The sequence below is a fragment of the Arthrobacter sp. StoSoilB22 genome (assembly GCF_019977315.1).
Taxonomy (GTDB): Bacteria; Actinomycetota; Actinomycetes; order Actinomycetales; family Micrococcaceae; genus Arthrobacter.
Genome location: NZ_AP024652.1, coordinates 1,960,117 through 1,981,739, shown reverse-complemented (window position 1 = coordinate 1,981,739; position 21,623 = coordinate 1,960,117). Strand labels below are relative to the sequence as shown.

The following is a 21,623-nucleotide window of genomic DNA, read 5'->3' as shown; positions in this document are numbered from 1 at the left end:
CTACTCATGAATTGCATTGGGACTCCTACTACACTCGCCGGTGACCTCCGTCGGCGGGGGATCCGTGACGTGCGCGATGACGAGACGACCCGGTCCTCGTACTCAAGCGATGCTTCGCTCTACCGCGCCAAACCGGCAGCAGTCGTTTTTCCACGTGACGCCGAAGAAGTACTTGAAACCCTTGAAGTATGCAGGGACCGAGGAATTCCTATAACTTCTCGCGGCGCTGGTACCTCTGTGGCAGGCAATGCCGTCGGCACTGGTGTGATCGTCGAATTCAGCAGATACATGAACAAGGTGATCCACGTTGATCCTGAAACACAGACTGCAGTAGTTCAGCCGGGAACGGTGCATGCCGTGTTGCAGAAAGAGGCGCTGGCGGCTGGTCTCCGGTTTGGCCCCGACCCCTCCACTCACACCAGGTGCTCCATCGGTGGCATGATCGGCAACAACGCCTGCGGGTCTCGGACCCTCGCGTATGGGCGCACCGTAGACAACGTAGATTATCTTGATGTTCTGTCGGGGACAGGCACCCGCCTCCTGCTGGGGCCCGAGGACCCCCCCGCGTGCGCGGAAACGGACGCCCTACGAGTGCTGGTACAGTCCGAGTTGGGAACAATCAGGACAGAATTTGGCCGGTTTGGCCGCCAGGTGTCGGGGTACGCTTTGGAACACCTGCTGCCTGAAAACAAGTTTGACCTCCGCCGATCCCTGGTTGGCAGCGAAGGGACGCTAGCGCTTGTTTTGGAGGCCGGCGTTAAGCTGGTTTCCGACCCGGCTCATCGCGCCATGGTGGTGCTGGGGTTTGCGGACATTGGTACCGCGGGGGACGCCGTCACGGAAGTGATGCCTTTCCGCCCTACGGCCTGCGAGGGCTTAGACTCACGTATCGTCGATGTGGTCCGATCCCACAAGGGGACGGTAGCGGTTCCCGATCTGCCAGAAGGTGCCGCATGGCTGTTCATCGAAATCGCTGGGGATGATCTAATTGAGGTCCTTGACCGAGCTCGCCGTGTGGCCGCGGAGTCGGCAATCTCTGTACGCATTATCACAAATGCGGCGGAAGCGACTGCCCTGTGGAAGATCCGCGAGGACGGGGCGGGTCTAGCTGGCCGGTCTCCGACCGGTCACCCTGCCCACTCGGGCTGGGAGGACGCTGCCGTGCCACCGGAGAAACTCGGGGCGTACCTCCGCGACTTTGACAGGCTACTTGTCGAACATGAATTAGTCGGGATGCCCTATGGACATTTCGGTGACGGCTGCGTGCATGTCCGGCTGGATGTGCCGTTCGAACGCAGCGACGGTAGATCCGTGTTTCGGAAGTTCATGATAGACGCGGCATCCTTAGTAGCAGGCTATGGTGGGTCGCTGTCAGGGGAACACGGTGACGGCCGCGCCCGCAGCGAACTCCTCCCTTATATGTATTCCCCAGCGGCTCTGGAACTGTTAGGCAAGGTCAAAGGAATTCTGGATCCGGACAACGTGCTCAACCCTGGTATTATCGTGGACCCCCAGCCCTTGGATGCTGACGTACGGGTCGCCCAGGCGAAGCCACTCAGCAAAGGCCTTGCCTTCGGATACTTCCACGACGGCGGGGACTTCAGTCAGGCAGTGCACCGCTGCACCGGAGTTGGCAAATGTCGCGCGGACAACACGAATGGACACGGAGTGATGTGCCCCTCGTATCTGGCAACGCGCGAAGAAAAGGACTCGACCCGCGGCCGCGCCCGGGTCCTCCAGGAAATGATCAACAAAGGTGGTACCGGGTGGCGGTCTCCAGAAGTTCATGACGCGTTGGACCTTTGCCTCTCTTGCAAGGGATGTGCTTCGGACTGCCCGACCGGGGTGGATATGGCTGCATACAAGGCCGAAACACTGCACCAGAGCTATAAGGGTCGGCTTAGGCCGGTGACGCACTATTCCCTGGGTTGGTTGCCGCGGTGGGCACGCCTGGCATCTTGCCTTCCACGCATTGTGAACTTTTTGACGCGGATACCCGGGCTGGGGACCGCCGGGCTCAGACTCGCAGGGATCGATCGCCGTAGGACTATCCCGTCGTTCGCCGTGCAGACTTTTGACGCCTGGTTCAACAAACGAGCACGGATAGACGGGCCTGCCATTAGCGCCGCAAGGGGCCCGGTTTTGCTGTGGGCTGACTCGTTCACCAACTACTTCACCCCTGAAGTCGGCCGCGCGGCCGTCCGGGTCCTGGAGAGTGCAGGCTACGAGGTCCGCATCCCAAAAAAAACCGTTGTGCTGCGGTCTTACCTGGATATCGACGGGGCAATTGGACAGCGCACGGAGGATCCTTAGCAACACTGTGAGTGAGTTGAAGGAATACGCGGAAGCAGGAATCCCAATCGTTGGTCTGGAACCTTCCTGTACCGGTGTTCTGCGGTCCGAAGCCTCAGAACTGCTGGGGGCAGAGACAGCACAATCTGTCTCTACAGCGACACACACCCTCGCCGAGTTCCTCGCAACCGTGCCGGGGTGGACACCACCACACCTTGATGGAACAACGGTCGTAGCCCAGCCACATTGCCATCACCATGCCGTCATGGGGTGGAGCCCAGACGCGCAGTTGCTTAAGAAGGCAGGTGCCAACGTACAAAAGCTCGGTGGATGCTGCGGACTGGCAGGAAACTTCGGCGTGGAACGCGGACATTACGAGGTGTCCGTAGCCGTGGCCGAACACCAGCTCCTTCCGGCCGTCGCGTCGGCGGCGCCAGGCACTGTAATCCTTGCTGACGGCTACTCGTGCCGCACGCAGCTGGCCGATCTCACCGAGCGGCGGGGAGTACACCTGGCGCAGCTACTCGACAGCCCTCCAGCAACTGACAAGCAGCAAGGACAGCTACCATGCGATCAGCGGGCCTGATCAACAACTGCCATGAAACCCGTGGACGTCATCAAGCTTCATCTAGAACTCCAACGAAGTAGGCCGTGCCAGCCGGTACCAAAGCCGGACCGCACCTATCTACTCAAGTACGGGACTGCCCCGGGCGTATTCAACCGGTCGAAGCAACAGTTGCTTTCGGGACTGAGCTTAGCTGGTCCGCGAAGGCTTCCGCGGGAGTGCGCCATCCCAGGACGCCGCGCGGCCGGTAGTTGATGATGTCGGCGACAGCTTGGATCTCTGGGGTGCTCCAGCGGGAGATGTCGGTACCTTTCGGGAAGTACTGCCGGAGTAGCCCGTTGAGATGTTCGCTGCTCCCGCGCGGCCACGGGCTCTTCGCGTCGGCAAAATAAACCGGCAACCCGATTTCCTGCGTCAGAAGGGCATGCGCGGACATCTCCTTCCCGCGGTCCCACGTCAGGGAGCGTCGCAGGTCCGCCGGGAGCGGCTCCAAAGTCCGGACGAGTGCGTTCTTCATCGTGACCGCCCCGTAGCCAGCCAATGCAGGCCCATTCTTCGTCGGCTTGACCAGCCCGTAACCCTTCTGCCGAGGCAGATGAACGAGCATGGCGAAACGCGTCATGCGGTCGATCAGAGTCGCGATCGCCGACCGGTTGAGACCAATGATGAGGTCCCCTTCCCAATGGCCTGCGACTTTCCGCTCGCCGGCTTCGGAGGGTCTCTTCTTCAAAGTTGTCGCGTCGGTGACATGCGCCCAGGCTTGCTGACGTGTTCGCGCTCTTGGCGTGCGTTTCGTGCGCCCTCAGCGCAGATGCCACGCCTGCTGCCTCGTGAGTCCGCCTCGGCTCGGAACGTAAAGGGCTTGGTAAATCGCCTCGTGCGCGATCCGCATCGTTGGATCATCCGGGAACTCCACTGGCAGACGTTTCGCGATCTGCTGAGGGCTCCACCCCCTCACCCATTCGCGGTCCTCCCGATGTGGCTTGTCCTTCCCATCCCGGATCGGACCGACCGGGCCCAAGCGCTCTCCTCGGCCCGATCTGACGTGTCCGCCGAGCTTGTCGTTGACGTAGTCGCGGAGGGCATCGTTCGTGAGCAGCTTCGCGGTCTTGGGGCGGCGGGCTCGTCGTTCGGCATGCCACTGCGCTGTAGACGCCTTGTAGTCCAAGCGATACGTTCTCGTCGACGCGTTCCGACGCAGCTCCCGCGAGATCGTCGACGCGTTCCGACGCAGCTCCCGCGAGATCGTCGACGGGCTACACCCCAGCCGGCGAGCGATCTCCCGTACCCCACAGTCCTGCGCACGCCACAACGCGATGTCCTCACGGTCGCTTGAGGACAGATACCGCCCGGACAATGTCGGGGCCAGCTGAGGATTCACACCGCCAGCGTGCAGGAACCAGCGATGCGCCACCGGTTCTGACACGCCCGCCGCGACGCCGGCGTCACGGTTCTTCGCACCGGAAGCGATGGCGACCCAGAAACGTACCCGGTCCTCGCGCCACGCCCCCGACGGCCGACCCGATGAAGGGATCTGCCCTCGCTACGCGCGTACCTGCTTCTGACGATTTCGAACCGACATCCAACACCTCCGTGATCAGGTATTGCTTCGACCGGTTGAATACGCCCCGGGACCCTCGATCCGAGTGCACCACTGTCCCGGCCGGCCGGCGCGCCCGCACCGTGTTCTCCAGCGCGGCGACGGCTAGCGAGGATTTCATCCGGGAGTCCATCGAGTAGCCGACGATCCTGCCGAAGTAGACGTTCTTCACCGCGCAGAGGCAGAGCTTGCCCTCGACTCTGCGATTTTGGTGATGTCTGTCAGTCACAGCTCGTTCGGCGCAGCCGCGCTGAAGTCCCGCTCGACCAGGTCGTCGTGGAGCGGTGGCCCGGCTCTGCGGTTCAGGCCCGGTTTCTTCGAGAAGACCGACCTGATGCCTTGCACGTAGCTCCCGCTGTGATGCCTTTCTCCGGGAGCTCGTCGATGATAAAAGGTACCCGAATGCCGGATCGTCGGCGTGGATGTCCAGGGCTGCGTTAATCAGGTGCGCATCCGCCCAGTCCCATCCCGTCACTGACGGGCCCGCCACCGATAGTAGCCTTGCTTACTGAATTTCAACACCCTGCAGGTCACCGCCAAGGGAACACCGTGGGCGGAAAGACCCGTGACCAGCGGGTAGATCGTCTGGGTTGATGTCCCTTGCCAAATAGGTAGCCGCCCGGCGCAGAATCTCCTGCTCCAACAGACGGTTGCGCTTCTTCAGCTCCCGCATCTCGGCCGACTCCGTCACTGCCGGACGGGTCCCGGATTCCTTATGTTCGGAGATGGCGATCCAGCGCTTCGGCGTCGTGACTGACGGCCCAAAATCCTTTGCAATCTGCGCCAGCGGCACTTCGCCCTTGAGAGCCACATCAATAACATCCTGGCGGAACTCCGCCCCAAAAGCTGTGGGCATGGTCAACATCCTTCCATAAGCACAAGCTCGCTAGGTCAAGGAGTCGACAAAACCGGGGCAGCCCCCTCGGAGGTTTTCTTCATGTCACCTAACCACGCCGAGCGTTCCTAACGTCCATGGTCAACATACCTAGGCTCCGACGATCGTGGTTTCGGCAGCATCCCTGTCGCCAGCGCTCTTTCCGGGTCGCGGCGCACGAATGAAGCATGCCATCAGCGCTCCAACAAAGGGCCCAATGGCAAGGATAACGAAAGCGGAATAGAACGAATCAGTTGCCTGGTAGACGGCTCCCACCAGTGCCGGCGCGGCCACGCTGCCGAGCTGCCATACAGCGTTCACACCACCGGCCGCTGAGCCTGCCAAGGTCTTCCCGGACAGCACTGGGGCGAGCGCTGCCGTCAACGGTGAGAACGCGTATGCACCGAACCCGACTAGCGGCGCGCACCACAGGAACTGAGTGAACGTCGAAAGGCGTCCAAAGAGCAGCAGCGCGCAGCCAAAGACTATGAAAATGAAGATGATAGGAATTTTTTGCCCAAGTCTCAGCGCATCGGTCACCCAGCCTACGATTGGCTTGATCCCGATGGCGATGATTGAGAACATCACTAGGACGATTCCCGCGTCGACAGGATCGATTCCATTTCCTCGGACCATCAAAGTGTTAGACCACGTGATGAATCCCGTTGCTCCCCAAACGCCTCCGAAACCAGCGAGGCCCAACAGGAGCAGGTCACGATTGGTAAAGAGCGGGCGCAGGTTCGGGAGAGACCGGGATTCACTCCCGGAATGGTCGGCCCGCTCCACATCCTGCGGCTCATTGCGGACGAGGCTAAAGGTTAAAACGCTGATAATGATCGTAATGATACCAAACATGTGGTATGAATCACGCCAACTCGATTCGGCGATGATGCGGGGAACAACGGCATTGGCAATCACCGTGCCCAGCGACGTCGCGGTCATGAAGATGCCTATGGCCAACCCGCGCTGTGCAGGCCGGAACCAGGTGGAAATAAGCTTGAGGCCAGCCGCAAAGTCCGCACCAGCGAAGAGGCCGAGGAGGCCTTGCACGACAAGGCCGGTGGTTGTCGACTCAACCGATCCGAAAGCGAACATGACCAATCCGGCAAGCACGCCCGTGACCGACAAAAGCATGCGCCCTCCCAGCCAATCAGTGAGGAAGCCGCCGAAGGCATTCGAGGCCACATAGCCGATGTAGTAGCCCGTTGCAAAGATGCCGAGGGCGGCTACGGGGACGGCAAGGCTTTGGCCAACGAATGACGAGGCAGGGCCCCATGACGAGCGATCGACACAGGTCATGGTGAAGATTGCCCAGCACATGGTCAGAACGACCCACCGGTATTGGGAAGATTTCTGCAGTTTCATGCAATTTGCTCCAATAATTCTTTAGATTAGAACGGTTTACTCGCGGATGGCGATTCGTCGGCGGAGTTTTTTGGAGGTACCCGTTTATGCAATACACCTCTTCTTCGAGGGGGAGAATTTCTGGGCAGGCGAATCAGACGCGTGAGAGGTGCGGTTGCGGGGGAATACCCGGACTTGATGTTCGTACGCTCGGGCCATGCCGCCGCCGCTTCGCAGGCTGTGCCCGAGATATGGACACGATTTCCCGTCCAAGAAACAAGCTAACCATCCTCACTGATGACTTGACGGCGTTGTCAACTCGGACCCCGGATCAAACTCTTTGGCATCCCAGCAATGTGCTCTGCAACACATTCTCCTGAAGGCTCTACGCAAAGGTCTAATACCGATATCGGCAACCATGTATAACCTGAAGACATAGCTCCGTGCGGTTTTGGCGACTTTAGATGTAAGAAGCCGGAGGGTGTGGCTAGTCAGGGCGTGGCGATCTACGCTGAGTCCGGACCCAGGAGTCGTGCTCAAGAAGGGCGGAGTGCCGGATATCGTATGCGGCGATGTGTCTTTATGACCCACGTAGGGTCCGTTTGCAACGCCCGAGAGATCCCGTCCTGAATGTGGGTGCGCTGAAGATGAAGGCCGAAGTTCATGGCCATGGTCCTGAACGCGGATGGGGTGCTCCGTAAACCTGTAGCCCTTTATGTCAGTTGGTTACGCATGGTATTGATCTCATGGGTAATGCCGCGGAGTATTACGCCGGCCGCCATGCCAAGAGCGTGAGCGGCAGCTACGGCCATAGTGATTAACGGTCAGATAGGGCCGCCCACAGGCTATTTGGTTGTCGCGCAGCAAAACATCCTTTGGAGATGTCGGGTGGGCCGCGGTAAGCCGCCTCCGAGGAATCTTGGGCGGCTTACCGCTGCCTACGGCGCGGGCTTCAGCGGGACAAGACGCCTGTCCCTCGAAGTGAGCGGATCATTGATGCATCGAGTGCGTAGTCGTATGCCAGTTTTGGATCCGCAAGGATGGTTTTCAGACGCTCATTGTTAGCATGCCGGACCGCGGGATCGCGTTCCTCCATCATTTTTTTGTTTCGCTCCGTTGTCGCATTGATGTCATTGTTTGCAACGGGGCGCCGAATCGCTTCGTAGCGATCCAGAGTGCCTGGGTCGTTCCCCTCTCGCAACACCGAAATGAGCCCGGTTGCGAGAGTGAAAGCATCATGCAGGCCGCCGTTGAGACCCATGCCACCCAAGGGGTTATTAACATGAGCTGCATCGCCCGCCAAAAAGACCGAGTCCAGCCGGAACTTGGCCGCAACGCGCTGGTGAACTCTGTAGACGGAGTTGACCAGAATGTCGTATGGCTCATCGGACGGACAGATGTTTTGGAGGCAACGCTGGATGTAGTCCTCGGATCGCGCGCTGTCAGCAGCGACGTTGGCCGGGACGGGCACAACGATGCGCCACATATCTGGGATTTCCAAGAGGAGGAACCATTCGTCCGGGTCCGACGTGTAGTTGACCGATTGGATATTTTGCATCGCGCCCTTGAAATCAAAACGCGTTCCGGCGACGAGAAACTGTTCAGGGTGGGTGTATCCGTCGAAACTGATTCCCGCCGATCGCCGAACGGTGGACCGGGCGCCATCGCAGCCGATCACGTAGCGTGCGTTTATACGGCCCTCATTGCCGGCAGACGTGGATACGACGGTGGCTCCTTCGCCAGTAATGGCCTCCACGCCGGTAACGTCGCTAGAAAACATCAAAGTCGCGGAAGGCATAGTCGCAAGCTGTTCATGTAGCCACCGCGTCAGTTTGAACTGCTCGCACTGCAGCCGATATGGGAAGCGAGTGTCTCCACTGAGAATCGACAAATCGAGTTCCGCAACCGGGCCAAGCGCCCGGTCCCGGTACTGGACGACGGGGCAGACCAACCCCATCGACACGAGCGCGTCAGAAACGCCAGATGCCTGGAGTAGATCGAGTGTCGCTGGATGAAAGGTGGAGGCTCGGTAGTCCTCAATTGCCTCCGGATTTTGATCGATTAAGACAACGTCAATGTTTTGCTGCGCCAGGAGGAAAGCCGCCATGGCGCCTACCGGCCCACCCCCGACGATGGCGACTTCGGTTGACAGTGAACTCATCTACATTCTCCTCAAGTCTCGGTGCGTGGCAGCGTTCGCGGCCTCTGACCGAGCATATGTTGTGTAAACATCGTTGACAAGTCATTGAAGCTTCCCTTGGCAGAGGGAAAGGACCGGCCGGGTGGCTCAAGGACCAGCTTGGACCCCTGTTGGCCCCGGATCCCGGTGAAATTGGACATCGCAGACGCCAGCAGCACCCAATTACTGAAGATGCCCGGAGAGGGCACCTTGGACCTGGCCATCGTCCATAAGGATCCGCCGGCCACCATGCGCCGCCATCGAGTGCTTGAACGCCCTTTCGGCGTGGCAATCCGGCCCACTCACCCGTTGGGAACAGCCAAGAAATGCACCCTCCAGGATCTGGACGGGCTGGGCGTTCTCGCCCACGCAAGGGATCCAGTACCCAGCGAATACGACCGGCTGCTGCGGCCGCTCATGAGGCGGGAGGCTCACCGATGTGGCAGTTCGCCAGATTCACAGAGAACGCACTCTTTTGCGCCGGGGCCTCCCCCGCAATGGGCATCGTTCTCAACGCAACGGCCGCGGCGAGACTCGTGCCGGGGTGGCTCTGGATGCCCCTGACCGGCCCGGAAGTCACTTAGTCCACTTGGCTTGCTTGGCCAACCACAACACGGGCAATCGGCAGTCGCGTTGCCGGGCTTTTGACTGACGGTCAGAACGACCGCCCCAAGACGGGGTCGAATGCGGCCACGCCGGGTCCGTAAGGGACAATTACGCCCGCGATCACCGGGAGCGCCCAAGAGGCAAGACCCACAGTGGCGGCCCATGACGAAGTGACTGGGACACCTTCCTCGCCCTGCTGTCGGCCGCCAGGATCGAGGTCGGCGAGGTCAGGCCGCCCACCCGTTCATCGCGGGGACTGACCGGCAAGGCAAGTCAGATCCGATCGATTCCGATGCCGCCGCGTGCTCTGTCCTCGGGCGCCCAAAGACCAGTGACAGAGCACGCGCTGCTGGACCCCGCACCGCGATCAGAATACTGCTGGCCTCCCGATCCCTGTTGGATCACCAACGCTCCGCCATCGCTGCCTGGCGGACCTCAAACAGCACCGACCCCGTGATCCAGATCGGACGCGTCGAAGCCAAACAACTCGCCCCTGGCAGTGAAGAAACTCACCAGCCAGCTCACCGAAGAACTGGCGCCAGGGCTTCAAGCCATCTCCGGGTCGGACCCGTAACAACAGCGATCATCATATGCGCCTACTCCCACCACGGCCGCATCCGCTCAGAAGCAGCCTTCGCCGCACTCGGAGGTGTCGCCCCACGCCCAGCATCCTCCGGCAAAACCACTAGACACCGACTCAACCGCTCCGGCGACCGGCAACTGAACCGGGCCTTCGACGTAATCGTCCGCACCCGCATGAGCTTCGACACCGAAACCAAGAATTGTGTGACCAGCAGCCGGGCGACAGGGACATCAGACCGCGAAATCCGCCGGAACCTCAAACGCTATGTCTGCCGCTTCATCTTCCGCCAACTCCAAACCATCATGGCTTGACAGAACCCGTAGAAGAGTCATTTGGGCTGATGTCCCTGGCCAGATAGGCAGCTGCCCGGCGCAGGATCTCGTTCTCCTGCTCCAGCAGGCGGTTCCGCTTCTTCAACTCCCTCATCTCGGCCGAATCATCGCCTGCCGGGCCGGCTCCGGATTTCTTAGGCTCGTCAATGACAATCCAACGCTTCAACATCGTGACCGACAGCCCGAAATCCTTCGCAATCTGCCCCAGCGGATCCTCGCCCTTGCGGGCCACATCAATAACGTCCTGGCGGAACTCCGCCCCATAAGCCGTGGGCATGGTCAACATCCTTCCACGAGCACGTCCCCGCCTTCGAGAAAGTCGAGTAGGACACACTTCCATGCCATCAGTATGGCGAGAGCGCGTACTTCGTCTCGTGCGACATCAGCCTCAAAGCGAAGCCCACCTTTCGCCGGCAACGAGACAAGTTATGTTGCACACGATGGCCGCTCATCCCCTCAACCCAACCGTCATCCCTGCGCAACGGAATGCTGCCCTTCAACTCTCGTCGCGTGCGGCGAGCATCTGAAACACACCCTCGGGATACCCAAGACGCGCTGCCGTCGCCCTTAGTTGAGTCGGAGCATCGGAGAGTGGTCCAATCACATTGGCTCTTGTTGCACGCCGCTCGCGGCCATGCGGGATGCTCGAAGCTCACCAAGAGGCTTACTCGAGGTATGACTTGCTCTGAAGATATTCGGCCAATGCGTATTTGCCCCGCTCGCGACCATACCCTGAACCTCGATATCCGCCGAACGGTGCCAACGGGTTGAACGCTGCACCGTTGATATAAACGGTGCTGGCGTGCATCAAGGAAGCGATTTGGCGAGCCCGCTGCCGGTCCGCGGACCAGACGGCGCCCGAGAGGCCATAACGCGTTCCGTTAGCAACAGCGACGGCCTCCTGCTCGTCGGCTACGGGGATGATGACCAGAACAGGTCCGAAGATCTCTTCTTGCGCAATAGTCATGTCGGCTCGGACATCTGAGAACACGGTGGGCGGCACGAAGAAGCCTGTTTGTTCGGGGGCCGTCCGAGGGTCAGGGGTGATCAGGCGGGCGCCTTCCGCAATTCCAATCCCGACATACTCCAAGACCCTCGCCCGCTGTTCGGCGGTGGTTACGGGGCCAACTGTTGTTGCTGGGTCAGTAGGGTCCCCGACGACGACGTTCTCGAGCCATTTCCGCGCGGCCAGTTCCGCTCGTTCCATCGAGTCGGCCGGCACTATCAGGCGTGTAAGGGCCGCGCAGGTCTGGCCGGAATTTCGTAGACAATTGCTCAGCGTGTGTGCGACGGCGGCCTCCAGATCGCCGTCATCGAGGAGGACCGCTGCACTCTTGCCGCCAAGTTCCATTGTTACCCTGATCGGCACCGTACTTGCGATTTCAGCGATGCGTCGTCCCGCACGTTCAGAACCGGTGAACGAGACCATATTGATCGATGGGTGTCTGACCAGGGCCTCGCCTACTTCTTCACCTGTTCCCGTAACCAGGTTGAATACACCGGGAGGTACACCAGCTTCGTCGGTTACCTCGGCCAGCACGAAAATCGCAAGACATGCTATCTCGCTTGGCTTGATGACGACTGCGCATCCAGCAGCCATTGCCGGTGCGACCTTCAAAGCCGCTTGGTAAAGTGGATAGTTCCACGGCGTTATCGCACCGATAACTCCCACAGCCTCCAGCCGTACGGTCGCGGATCCGATGGTCTCTTCCAGTTGTTCGGACTGGATATACATTGCGGCTTCTCGGAAGACGTCGATTGCCATGCCGACTTGGAGGTCGTCGGCAAGGAGGTTCGGCGTCCCCACCTCGGCCACCAGCAGTTCGCGGAGTTCACTGCGGCGCCTCTCCAGCCCGTCCGCAATGCGATTCAGCACCTTGCTGCGATACTCGGGAGATTGAGATGCCCACGAAACTTGAGCCGAGCCGGCGGAGGTTGCTGCGAGGTGAACATCGGCGGCGGTCCCTCGTGGAACGTGTCCGATGATCTCTTCGGTGGCCGGATTCAGAATGGGGATCGAGCCTTCGCCGGAACTTTTGGTCCATTGGCCGTCGGCCCAGATCCTGTCGCGGATAGTTGTCGCCATGTTGTTGCTCTTTCCTCTACTTAATCGGGCCGTCGATGACAAGGGGCCAGGGACTCGGCATCTCACCGACCGGCACTTCGATCAGCGCGGGCGCATTGTTAGCGAGTGCTTTCTCGATCGCTGCCGTGAGTGAGGCAGGGTCGGAAACCCGAACTGCATCGATTTCAAATGCATCAGCCAACTTCAGGAAGTCAGGATTCACCAAGGTGGATGCGATGTACCGTTCCTCGAACCGCTCTGCTTGGATACGACGGACGTTGCCGAATGCCGAATCGTTGAATACCACCGTGACCAGGGCAATGCCGTATTTTTTCGCAGTCGCGAGTTCTGAAAGGCCCCATCCGAAGCCGCCGTCACCTGTGATCGACACGACGGCTCTGGCTCCGGCGGCGACCTTCGCGCCCAGAGCAGTCGGGAAGCCGTACCCGAGTGTTCCCTGATAGCCCGGGGCAATGTAGGACCCCGCCTTGAACACGGGATACCCGACGGTCGCCAAGTAACCAACCTGGGTCAGCTCGCTGACTAGAACGCCATCGTCGGGAATGCCGGCTCGAACAGCATCGAGCCACGAACTGAGCGGTTCTAGCGCTGCGATCTCTCCGTCTGCCCAATTGCGGGCGGCTGCGATACTGTCCAGCCAATCGGGTCTGCTCTGGCCTTCCGTCACAGTCGCAGAGATCGCCGCAACCGTCTCTCTGGCATCGCCGACGACCGAAACGAGGTAGTTCCTTGGCTCGAGGAGGTCCGATGGTTCCGCGTTGACTCCCAGCAGGATGGCACCCGATTTCGTCTGCACTACATCGCCCATGCTCGTGATGAAGCGACTTCCTACGACAAGGACCACGTCGGCTTCTTCGAGAAGCCGACGACCTGCCAAGTTGGACACTGCGAGGTGATGCCGATCGCTGACTGCTCCACGCCCACCGCGACTCAGGATTATTGGCGCATCGAGACGTTCGGCCAGCTCGAGCAATTCCCGTTCGGCTGCGGCTGCGATCGCTCCGCCACCCACGTAGATCGCCGGGGCTGTGGCGGCGGAAAGATACGACTCGATGCGACCGATGGCCTCCTGGTCGGAAGAGTCACGTGGCGTTGGCGTCAAGGTGGACGGATCCACCAGCATAATGTCTCCCGTTGCCGCCAGAACATCCGGAGGAATCTCGACGGAAACCGGCCTCGGACGTCCCGAGCGCAGTTGCCGGAAAGCTTCATGAATAAGACCGGGGACTTCTTCTGGGCTCGTGGCAATCGCGGACCACTTGGTCAACGATTGCAGTAGGTGACTCTGGTCGCGAATCTCATGTAACAATCCCAGGTCCTGTCCTATCGCCCAGCTGGGGATCTGGCCGGCGATGCACAGGACTCTCGAGGAGCAGGCGAAGGCCGTGGCCAGAGCAGCACCCGCGTTGAGCACACCGGGGCCGGGGACAACCATGCACACCCCAACATCCCCAGTCGTGCGAGCGTATCCGTCGGCCATGTACGCGGCCGCTTGCTCGTGGCGTGTTCCGAAGAATCGGATCTCGGGTGTGTGTTGGACCAAAGCATCCAAAGCGAAGTCGAGCTGTAGGCCAGGCACGCCAAATACGTCTGTCACACCCTCCAACGCCAATTGACGAACCAAGGCTTCCGCCCCTGTGATCTGCATGCTACTTCTCCTAAGACAATGGCTGAATGGAAGTGGATTGGTGTGCTTGGGTCACAGGACCCTGGCAAGGAACGACTGCGTTCGCGGATTCTGTGGGTTGGTTATCACGGATTCGGGTGGACCCGATTCCACGACAACTCCGCCATCCATGAACACCACGGTGTCAGCAACCTCGCGTGCGAATCCGATCTCATGGGTGACGACGATCATCGTCATGCCGGATTCGGCGAGGCCGCGCATGACTGCAAGGACTTCTCCCACCAATTCTGGATCGAGTGCGGAGGTCGGCTCGTCGAACAGCATGAGTTTGGGTCTCATTGCCAGGGCGCGCGCAATAGCGACGCGCTGTTGCTGTCCACCTGACAATTGATTGGGAAATGCGTCTCCGCGACCACCCAGTCCAACTTGGTCGAGGAGCTGCCGCGCGTGCTCCGCCGCCGCTGCCTTCGACTCGCCCTTGACTCGAACAGGAGCTTCCACAATGTTCTCGAGGACTGTCATGTGTGGGAAGAGATTGAAGTTTTGGAAGACCATGCCTGCGTCAGCGCGCTTACGGCAGAGGTCACGTTCGTTGAGCTCGTAGAGGCGGCCTTTGCGCACCTTGTAGCCAACAAGTTCATCATCGACATACAACTTGCCGCGGTCAACCGATTCAAGATGGTTGATGCATCGGAGGAAGGTGCTCTTTCCTGAGCCGGACGGTCCGAGAAGACACAGCACTTCCCCTTCTCTGACTTCGAGATCGACTCCCTTGAGAACTTCCACGCTGCCGAACTTCTTGTGTACGTTTTCACTTCTTACAACCACAGGCCGGCTTCCAGAAATTTCGGATGCCGCGGCTCTTGCGTCCTTCATCGGTAACCTCGCTCGTAACGTCGCTCTAAGAAGTACTGCCCAACGCTGGCGACGGAAATGACTGCCAAATACCAAAACGTTGCAACAAGCAATAACTCAACCGTCTTAAGGTTCGATGCCGAGATGATCTGGGCGTTAGTTAAGAGGTCTCCGCCGGCAATCACCGAAACGAGCGAACTGGCCTTGAGTAGGTTGATCATCTGGTTCGCGGTGGGCGGGATGATAATTCTGAGGGCCTGCGGCAGGACAATCCGCCGCATCGTAAGTGCCCTGGACATGCCGAGCGCTTTCGCCGCTTCACCTTGGCCTTTCCCAACTGAGATAATGCCAGCGCGGACGATCTCAGCCATGTATGCCGCCTCATTCAAGCCAAGACCCAGAATCGCCGCGACAAGCGGTGTGACAATCAGGTTCGTGTCGGCCTCGAAGAACGATATGCCGGTAAACGGTATGCCGAAACTGATCGTCTGGAAGAGTAGAGCCAAGTTCCCCCAGATCAAGATTTGAACGAGAAGCGGGGACCCTCGAAACAACCAGATGAAGAGCAGGCTCAACGTCGACAACACCTTATTGCTCGACAACCTGCAGACGGCCACAAGGATACCGACAATCCAGCCCACCGCCCCTGAAATTAGCGTCAACTTGAGGGTTGTCACCAACCCGTCCAAGATTGCCTGGTTTGTCAGGTATCCGCCAATGAGCGGATAGTCGATATTAGGATTCTGCGATAGCGAATAGATCAAGCCGGCGGCGTAGAATAGGATCACGGCTGCACACAGCCATTGCCCATAGTTGCGGCGCCGGCCCGCTTTGACTACATCGCCGTCGTCGGATGAGTCCTTGCGGGGGTCCGTCATCATACTCTTCACGGACTCCGTTCTAAGTTGCAGATCTGCCTGTCGGGGATCCATCATGCCTACTCAGCTGCGCCGTTGACTGTGACGTCCGAGGAGCCAGAAAGGGCAAGTCGTTCGAGGCCCCCCTGCTTGAAGACCTCGACGTACGATCCATCATCAACGAGTTTCTTGATGCCCGATTGAAACACGTCACGTAGCTCCGTATTCGATTTCGCGAACCCGGCGCCGAACAACTGGTCCTGATATACGTCGCCGACTACTTCAAACTTTTCGGGTGCAGTGCTCTCCGCATACAAGCCGGCACCGAGGCCCGTGAAAAACACGTCGGCGTTGCCGCTCTGAACGGCTAGCTGCGACTCGGCTGCACCGTCATAGAGTTTGATCTCCATAGGAGGCTTGCCGGCGGCAACACAATTCTCCGACTCTTTTTCTAGCAACTTCGTTTGCGTCGATCCTGACAATGAAGAGATTTTGTTTCCGCAGATGCTCATCATGTCCGAAATGTTCTTCGGGTTTCCGGCGCGCACCAGGAACGTAGCCCCATCCTTCTGGTAGTCGACGAAGTCGATGATCTTTTCACGTTCTTTAGTGTCAGTGACTACGCCCCAGATCATGTCGAACTTCTGCGCCTGAAGACCGGGAATCAGGCCAGGGAAGGGGGTGTTGACGAATCTGAACTTGACCCCAAGCACCGGTTCAAGCGCCTTGGCGAGTTCCGGGACGATGCCCTTCGTCGTCTTGCCGTCGGATTCGGTGTAGATATAAGGGGCGTTGGACAACGGCGAAGCCACGACGATCTCGCCGGCCTTCTTCACTGAAGCTGGCAGCTTCTCATAAAGCGGCGCGGACTGGTTGGTAGTAGTTTGCGAGGCCGAAGACGAGTCATTGCCACACGCAGAGGTGGTGACCAGCATCGCCGCGACTGCGATCAAGGCTACTCCTCCACGGAGATTGCTACGCCTATTCTTGACGAACATTTTGCGCCCTTCTTGTCAAAGATTAGTTGGGGTGGTGAAACTACTCGGTTTATTCCGGACCTAGCCTGCAAACAATGATGTTCTATCTATTAATGATTTGTCAATGACTTTAGTCCGGTTATTTCTGCTCAACAGCAGATCGTCTTATCTATTCGCCCGTGCGATCACGAACTGAAGTCAAGGCCGTCAGGAAGGCGTCATTGTCGGCCGGCGAGCCAATGGTGGCTCGCATGCCATGCCCGTATCCCCTAATGAGGACGCCTCGAGCCGCCAGTGCCTTCACGGTCGAAGCCGTGTCCTCCTCCAGCACAATCCACACGAAGTTGCCTTGGGACGGCCGAACGTCAAGTCCGATATCCGTCAGCGCCTCTTCCAGGCGCAATCGTTCGGACACGACGGTCGCAACCCGTCCCTCAAGCTCGGTCTGGCTATCGAGGGAAAGTGTTGCGGCTCGCTGGGCCAAGGCGTTCACGCCGAACGGCAGCTGCACAGATCTCAGGGCCGCAATTAGCTGCGGATCACCCAGTCCGTAACCGATTCTGAGTCCAGCCAAGCCGTAGGCCTTTGAGAATGTTCGAAGGCACAGCACATTTGCGCGGTCCAGGAAGTCGACGCCGTTGGCTGCTCGTGGATCGTCGACAAATTCCCGGTACGCCTCATCGATCACCACAAGAACGTCCGTGGGGACAGCTTTAAGGAACGACTCCAACTCCAGCGCTCCAACGATTCCGCCGGTGGGATTGTTTGGGGTGCAGACGAAGATGATCCGGGTTCGGTCGGTGATCGCGACTGCCATCGCCTCCAGATCGAGGCTGGAGCCGCTAAGCGGCACCCTCACAATGTCCGCTTGTGCAACTTTGCCCACAGAGGAGTATCCAATGAACGAAGGATCACCCACGATCACTTGATCCCCAGGGTCAACAAGCACGTGCATCAGCTGTTCGACCAGCGCAAGGGAGCCATTCCCGACTGCCACCTGCGAACTCGAAAGACCGTGGTGTTCGGCGATTCTGGAGCGAAGCTCTGACGCGTCATTATCCGGGTAGCGCACAACTGCGTCTTCTTCGGAGTGGATCGCATTCATCACTCCGGGCAGCGGCGGGAATGCGCTCTCGTTACTGGCAAGCCGAACAAGGCGACCAGACAGAGCTCCTTGGGCTGATCTGGCTCCGGCTACATATCCGCCGTGTTGAGAAAAGGCCACCCTTTTGCGCACAGGAAATGGCGACCCGGGGTCTCTCGATTCGTCCGATGTGGTTCGCTGCATGATCTGTCGCACCTTCCGTATGTTCTTGGGCTCGCCCACTATCGGATGCCTGCTTCGGCGGGAAGCGAATGCCACTCACCCAAGCTGTCCCGACTCATTCATGTATACAGCGTGGCCAAATTTCAATGACTTGTCAATGATGATTCAACATCATATTCTCTACTTGGAGGCTTGCACCAGCGGCCTCACCTCGAATCACAAGGAGAGCTTCATGCGCGAAAACTCGACTGACGTCGCGATCGTGGGAGGTGGTCCAGTGGGAGCACTAGCCGCGTTCCTCCTCGCCCAGGAAGGAATCGACGTAGTGTTGATTGACCAGAACGCCGAAGCTATCGAGGACTACCGAGCCTCAACATTCCATCCTGCAACTCTTGACTTGCTTGCCGCGTCGGGCGTAACTGACGCACTGCTGTCAATGGGGCTGCAATGCCCCGTCATCCAGTACAGGGACCGTGCGACTGGTCCGGTTGCGGAACTCGACCTATCGGTCCTCAGTGCGGATACTAAGTATCCTTTCCGGCTGCAATGTGAACAGTTCAAACTCACCCGCTGGCTGCATGAGAAGCTTGAAATGATGCCATCGGCGACCTTGTTGTTCTCCAGCAACGTCACTGACGTTCAAGCCAATTCCGACGGGGGGGCCACGGCCGTAGTGACAAGCAACGGAAGCGAGAGTCGCATTGACGCCCGGTATCTCATCGGCTGCGATGGGGCGAGGTCAACGGTGCGCCAAGCCATGGGAATCAATTTTGAAGGGTACACCCACCCTGAACAATTTCTCGTTGCTGGGACGCAGTTCGACTTCAAAGGTGCCATGAAGAATATCCAGTCGATCAACTACACAGCTGACCCCGACGAATGGTTCCTACTGCTCGAAATACCTGACATGTGGCGAATCGTCGTCCCCGTATCGCCGAACGTAGCCGCGAGTAAAGCGCAGTCATCGGACTACATCCAGCGCTGCCTGCAGAACATCTGCCCTTCGGACCAACCCTATGAAATCCTGGTCAACTCCGTCTACCGGGTGCACCAGCGCGTTGCGGACAGGTTTCGATCGGACGCGGTGTTCCTCGCCGGCGATGCCGCTCACGTCAACAATCCCCTCGGCGGCATGGGTCTAAATGGAGGATTGCACGACGCCTTCGTTTTGACCAGGGAACTGACTTCGGTGCTGAGAAACGGAGGCAGCAGCACGGACCTGGATCGATACGAAGCCTTGCGCAGGCCCGTCGCGATCAACGACATCAACGCGACCACGGAACGAAACAAGAAGGCCATGGAAGAACGTGACCCGAGTGTCCGTAGCGCTAACAATGATCGAATGAAAAGAATCTGTTCCGACCCGACACTCGCGTACGAACATGCGCTCGACGCCTCGATGATCACGTCACTCAGAGCCACAGGACTATTGCCCAGTCGCTGATCACGGAGTGTGAGCCGCCTGGGGTTCAGCTCCGCGTAAGCCTTAGTCGTTCGAGACGTCTTAAACTCGGTTGCCACCGAGGAATGTACCGCGGCAGGCGCATTCTTCTCGCCGGGGCACGCGAGAAAGTCGTCATTAGCGGATGTTCTTGTATTATCATCAGTGTAATCACAACTATGTTGCGACCAGCCTAGAGAGGTCCGGGGAACTCTATGAACCTATCGCCAAAGGCGGCTGAGGTGACTCAAGCGAACAGCGCCGACGATCTGGAACAATCGCTGTCCTTCTTGGTCAGCATCCTCGCCAAGATCCTGGAACGCCGACTGGCCAAGCTGGTGGGAGATGAATTCGGCATGGCCGTTGCGGAGTACCGGGTGCTATACCAGGTGATCAGGCGACCAGGTACGACCGTCGGCGCGATAGCGAGCCGGACATTCGTCGACAAGGCCCAGGTGAGTCGCGCCATTTCAGTGCTCGAGGGCCAGGCTCTTATCAGTCGTCAAGTTCAGCCGACCGACCGTCGGGTGCCGGCGCTGGTGCCGACGGCCAAGGGAACTGAACTCATGGAGGAGATTCTCCCACTAAGGCGCGCTCACGAAGAAGCGATGCTGTCTCAGCTGACGCCGGCCCAACGAGCCGTGCTCAGCTCGACCATTGGCGACTTGATCGAAGACCTGACTCAGGCCGACATTGGGGCGCGTTCCGAGCCGACAGTGGCAGAGCGTCGCCGAGCCATTCGGGATGCCCGGATGGCTCGGCCCCAACAGGACTAACGGTGCGACGGCGCGATCCCGTTCTTCGCGACCCTCACAGACCGCTCCAGTAGAGAGCATCACAACCATCAAAACCGTCGTCCTGTCACTGGGTCGATCGTATCAACCTAAAGAGATGGCAAGGGCGACATTTGTTCTAGTGCACGGGTCTTGGCATGGTGGCTGGTGCTGGCAGCGGGTGGCGAACAAGCTTCGGCCCGAACACACCGTGCACGCGCCGACGTTGACAGGAGTTGGCGACCGATCCCACCTGAACTCACCTTCCGTGAACATGGACACCCACATTGCGGACATCGTCAATCTCATACTCTGGGAAGTCCTGACTGACGTCGTGCTGGTCGGCCACTCGTACGGCGGCGCGACTGTCACCTGCGTCGCGGACGCCATCGCCGACCGTCCCCATTCGATCGTCTACCTCGACGCGTTCGTCCCCAGAAGCGGAGACACGGTACGCGGACTGGCAGGCCTGCCACTGGACCACCGCGACATGCCGCCACCAACGGCTGAGTTCTTCGGATTGCACGGGACCGATGCAGAGTGGGTCGAATCCCGCATGACGCCCATGCCCGGAGGACCGTCCAACCAGGTGATCAAGCTCGAGCACGAAGCTAAGCTGACGATACCTCGAACGTATGTCTTGGCCGAGGGGTGGGCCAGCATGGACCATTTCCGCGACAACTACACTCGCGCGCAGACCGAACCGGGGTGGAATGCCACGTCGACCGCCGGCTCTCACGACCTAATGATCGATCGGCCCGACGAGGTCGTGGCTCTATTGCTTGAGGCCGCACGCTGAGCTCTGCGTGCGGCACAGCGGCCTTTCCAACCGTACCTGAAAATTCGGCACGACTGTTCAGCAACGTAGCCCCCACAATGCTCCTAGTCCGTACACGCATTCCTGTCCGGTAACCCACGAGTCGTAGGAGTGACCTCTCGCGGGATTCCTCGACACTGTCGCCGTATTGACCATGCCGCCTTGTCTCCAGCCGCTGGGCGATCCACGCCGTGCCCCACGAGGGGGCCTAGCGTCCTAACACCGCCTTAATGTGAGGAGGCGTTCAGCAACCAGATCCTCATCACCTCCTCCGGCCAGTAGAACGGCGGCTTTCAACACGTCGAAGCCGGCTAGATTGATGCGGTAGAAAACCCGGCCGCAGCTAGCCAGGCCCGCATCACCCTCCGGAACTGGATCGCCCGGCGAGAAAGACTGCCTGGGAGATCAGGTCGGGCAAAGCGGCTCAGTCCTTCGAAGGCGGCGTTCCAAGGGAGCACAAAAAATCCGGCAACACTAGCTTGCTGCCGGGTCCCCTATTGCGTCTGCAGGACAGGCCTCCACAGGCGGGGCCACTGGGCCTCCTGCTG

The 21,623-nt window shown here is 59.4% G+C and carries 15 protein-coding genes and 4 pseudogenes; 7 read left to right on the top strand and 12 right to left on the bottom strand.

The genetic code is table 11. From position 1 onward, the window contains the following. The first annotated feature begins 6 nt into the window (after positions 1–6). The gene (locus LDN70_RS09345; protein ID WP_223942394.1) at positions 7–2,313 is read left to right on the top strand and encodes an FAD-binding and (Fe-S)-binding domain-containing protein; all 2,307 of its coding nucleotides are present in this window, start codon (positions 7–9) and stop codon (positions 2,311–2,313) included. Between the two features lie 244 nt (positions 2,314–2,557). Continuing rightward, complete coding sequence (locus tag LDN70_RS09340) at positions 2,558–2,878, top strand: hypothetical protein (protein WP_223942393.1); 321 nt, start codon at positions 2,558–2,560, stop codon at positions 2,876–2,878. Between the two features lie 130 nt (positions 2,879–3,008). Here LDN70_RS09340 and LDN70_RS09335 read toward each other — a convergent pair. The 4 genes and pseudogenes from LDN70_RS09335 to LDN70_RS09320 form a co-directional block, all read right to left on the bottom strand. After that, positions 3,009–4,391: pseudogene (locus LDN70_RS09335) on the bottom strand (IS30 family transposase). Between the two features lie 94 nt (positions 4,392–4,485). Further along, a pseudogene (locus LDN70_RS09330) lies at positions 4,486–5,313 on the bottom strand (DDE-type integrase/transposase/recombinase); the annotation flags it as partial. Between the two features lie 129 nt (positions 5,314–5,442). Then, the gene (locus LDN70_RS09325; protein WP_223942619.1) at positions 5,443–6,630 is read right to left on the bottom strand and encodes an MFS transporter; all 1,188 of its coding nucleotides are present in this window, start codon (positions 6,628–6,630) and stop codon (positions 5,443–5,445) included. A 997-nt stretch (positions 6,631–7,627) separates the two neighbouring features. Beyond that, the gene (locus LDN70_RS09320; RefSeq protein WP_223942392.1) at positions 7,628–8,836 is read right to left on the bottom strand and encodes an FAD-dependent oxidoreductase; all 1,209 of its coding nucleotides are present in this window, start codon (positions 8,834–8,836) and stop codon (positions 7,628–7,630) included. Positions 8,837–9,046: 210 nt separating this feature from the next. Between LDN70_RS09320 and LDN70_RS21230 the strand changes: the two genes are divergently transcribed. Beyond that, positions 9,047–9,418 carry a type 2 periplasmic-binding domain-containing protein gene (locus tag LDN70_RS21230; protein WP_353618934.1) on the top strand — a complete coding sequence of 124 codons (372 nt, stop codon included), beginning with the start codon at positions 9,047–9,049 and terminating at the stop codon, positions 9,416–9,418. Between the two features lie 495 nt (positions 9,419–9,913). Beyond that, positions 9,914–10,199 (top strand): annotated as a pseudogene (locus LDN70_RS21295) (transposase); the annotation flags it as partial. Positions 10,200–10,376: 177 nt separating this feature from the next. Here LDN70_RS21295 and LDN70_RS09305 read toward each other — a convergent pair. From LDN70_RS09305 to hisC, 8 genes and pseudogenes are all read right to left on the bottom strand, one after another. Further along, positions 10,377–10,652, bottom strand: a pseudogene (locus tag LDN70_RS09305) (transposase); the annotation flags it as partial. Positions 10,653–10,654: 2 nt separating this feature from the next. After that, the gene (locus LDN70_RS09300; protein WP_223942390.1) at positions 10,655–10,792 is read right to left on the bottom strand and encodes a Glu/Leu/Phe/Val dehydrogenase dimerization domain-containing protein; all 138 of its coding nucleotides are present in this window, start codon (positions 10,790–10,792) and stop codon (positions 10,655–10,657) included. Positions 10,793–11,039: 247 nt separating this feature from the next. Then, positions 11,040–12,461, bottom strand: coding sequence for an aldehyde dehydrogenase family protein (locus LDN70_RS09295; RefSeq protein WP_223942389.1), 1,422 nt, complete (start codon positions 12,459–12,461; stop codon positions 11,040–11,042). A gap of 16 nt (positions 12,462–12,477) precedes the next feature. Further along, entirely contained in the window at positions 12,478–14,109 is a 1,632-nt protein-coding gene (locus LDN70_RS09290) for a thiamine pyrophosphate-binding protein (RefSeq protein ID WP_223942388.1), read from the bottom strand. 51 nt (positions 14,110–14,160) lie between these two features. Then, on the bottom strand, positions 14,161–14,964 hold the full coding sequence (locus LDN70_RS09285) for an amino acid ABC transporter ATP-binding protein (protein ID WP_223942387.1): 804 nt from the start codon (positions 14,962–14,964) through the stop codon (positions 14,161–14,163). After that, a complete protein-coding gene (locus tag LDN70_RS09280) occupies positions 14,961–15,824 on the bottom strand; it encodes an amino acid ABC transporter permease (RefSeq protein WP_223942618.1) in 864 nt (287 codons plus the stop codon). The genes LDN70_RS09285 and LDN70_RS09280 overlap by 4 nt, the downstream gene beginning before the upstream one ends. Positions 15,825–15,880: 56 nt before the next feature. Continuing rightward, positions 15,881–16,753 carry an ABC transporter substrate-binding protein gene (locus LDN70_RS09275; protein WP_223942386.1) on the bottom strand — a complete coding sequence of 291 codons (873 nt, stop codon included), beginning with the start codon at positions 16,751–16,753 and terminating at the stop codon, positions 15,881–15,883. A 193-nt stretch (positions 16,754–16,946) separates the two neighbouring features. Next, entirely contained in the window at positions 16,947–18,065 is a 1,119-nt protein-coding gene (gene hisC / locus LDN70_RS09270) for a histidinol-phosphate transaminase (protein WP_223942385.1), read from the bottom strand. Positions 18,066–18,201: 136 nt separating this feature from the next. Between hisC and LDN70_RS09265 the strand changes: the two genes are divergently transcribed. The 3 genes from LDN70_RS09265 (at position 18,202) to LDN70_RS09255 (ending at position 21,057) form a co-directional block, all read left to right on the top strand. Then, positions 18,202–19,488: an FAD-dependent oxidoreductase gene (locus tag LDN70_RS09265; RefSeq protein WP_223942384.1), complete on the top strand. Its 1,287-nt coding sequence runs from the start codon at positions 18,202–18,204 to the stop codon at positions 19,486–19,488. Positions 19,489–19,727: 239 nt separating this feature from the next. Continuing rightward, on the top strand, positions 19,728–20,261 hold the full coding sequence (locus LDN70_RS09260) for a MarR family winged helix-turn-helix transcriptional regulator (RefSeq protein WP_223942383.1): 534 nt from the start codon (positions 19,728–19,730) through the stop codon (positions 20,259–20,261). Positions 20,262–20,376: 115 nt separating this feature from the next. Then, positions 20,377–21,057 carry an alpha/beta fold hydrolase gene (locus LDN70_RS09255; protein WP_223942382.1) on the top strand — a complete coding sequence of 227 codons (681 nt, stop codon included), beginning with the start codon at positions 20,377–20,379 and terminating at the stop codon, positions 21,055–21,057. Positions 21,058–21,623 lie beyond the last annotated feature (566 nt).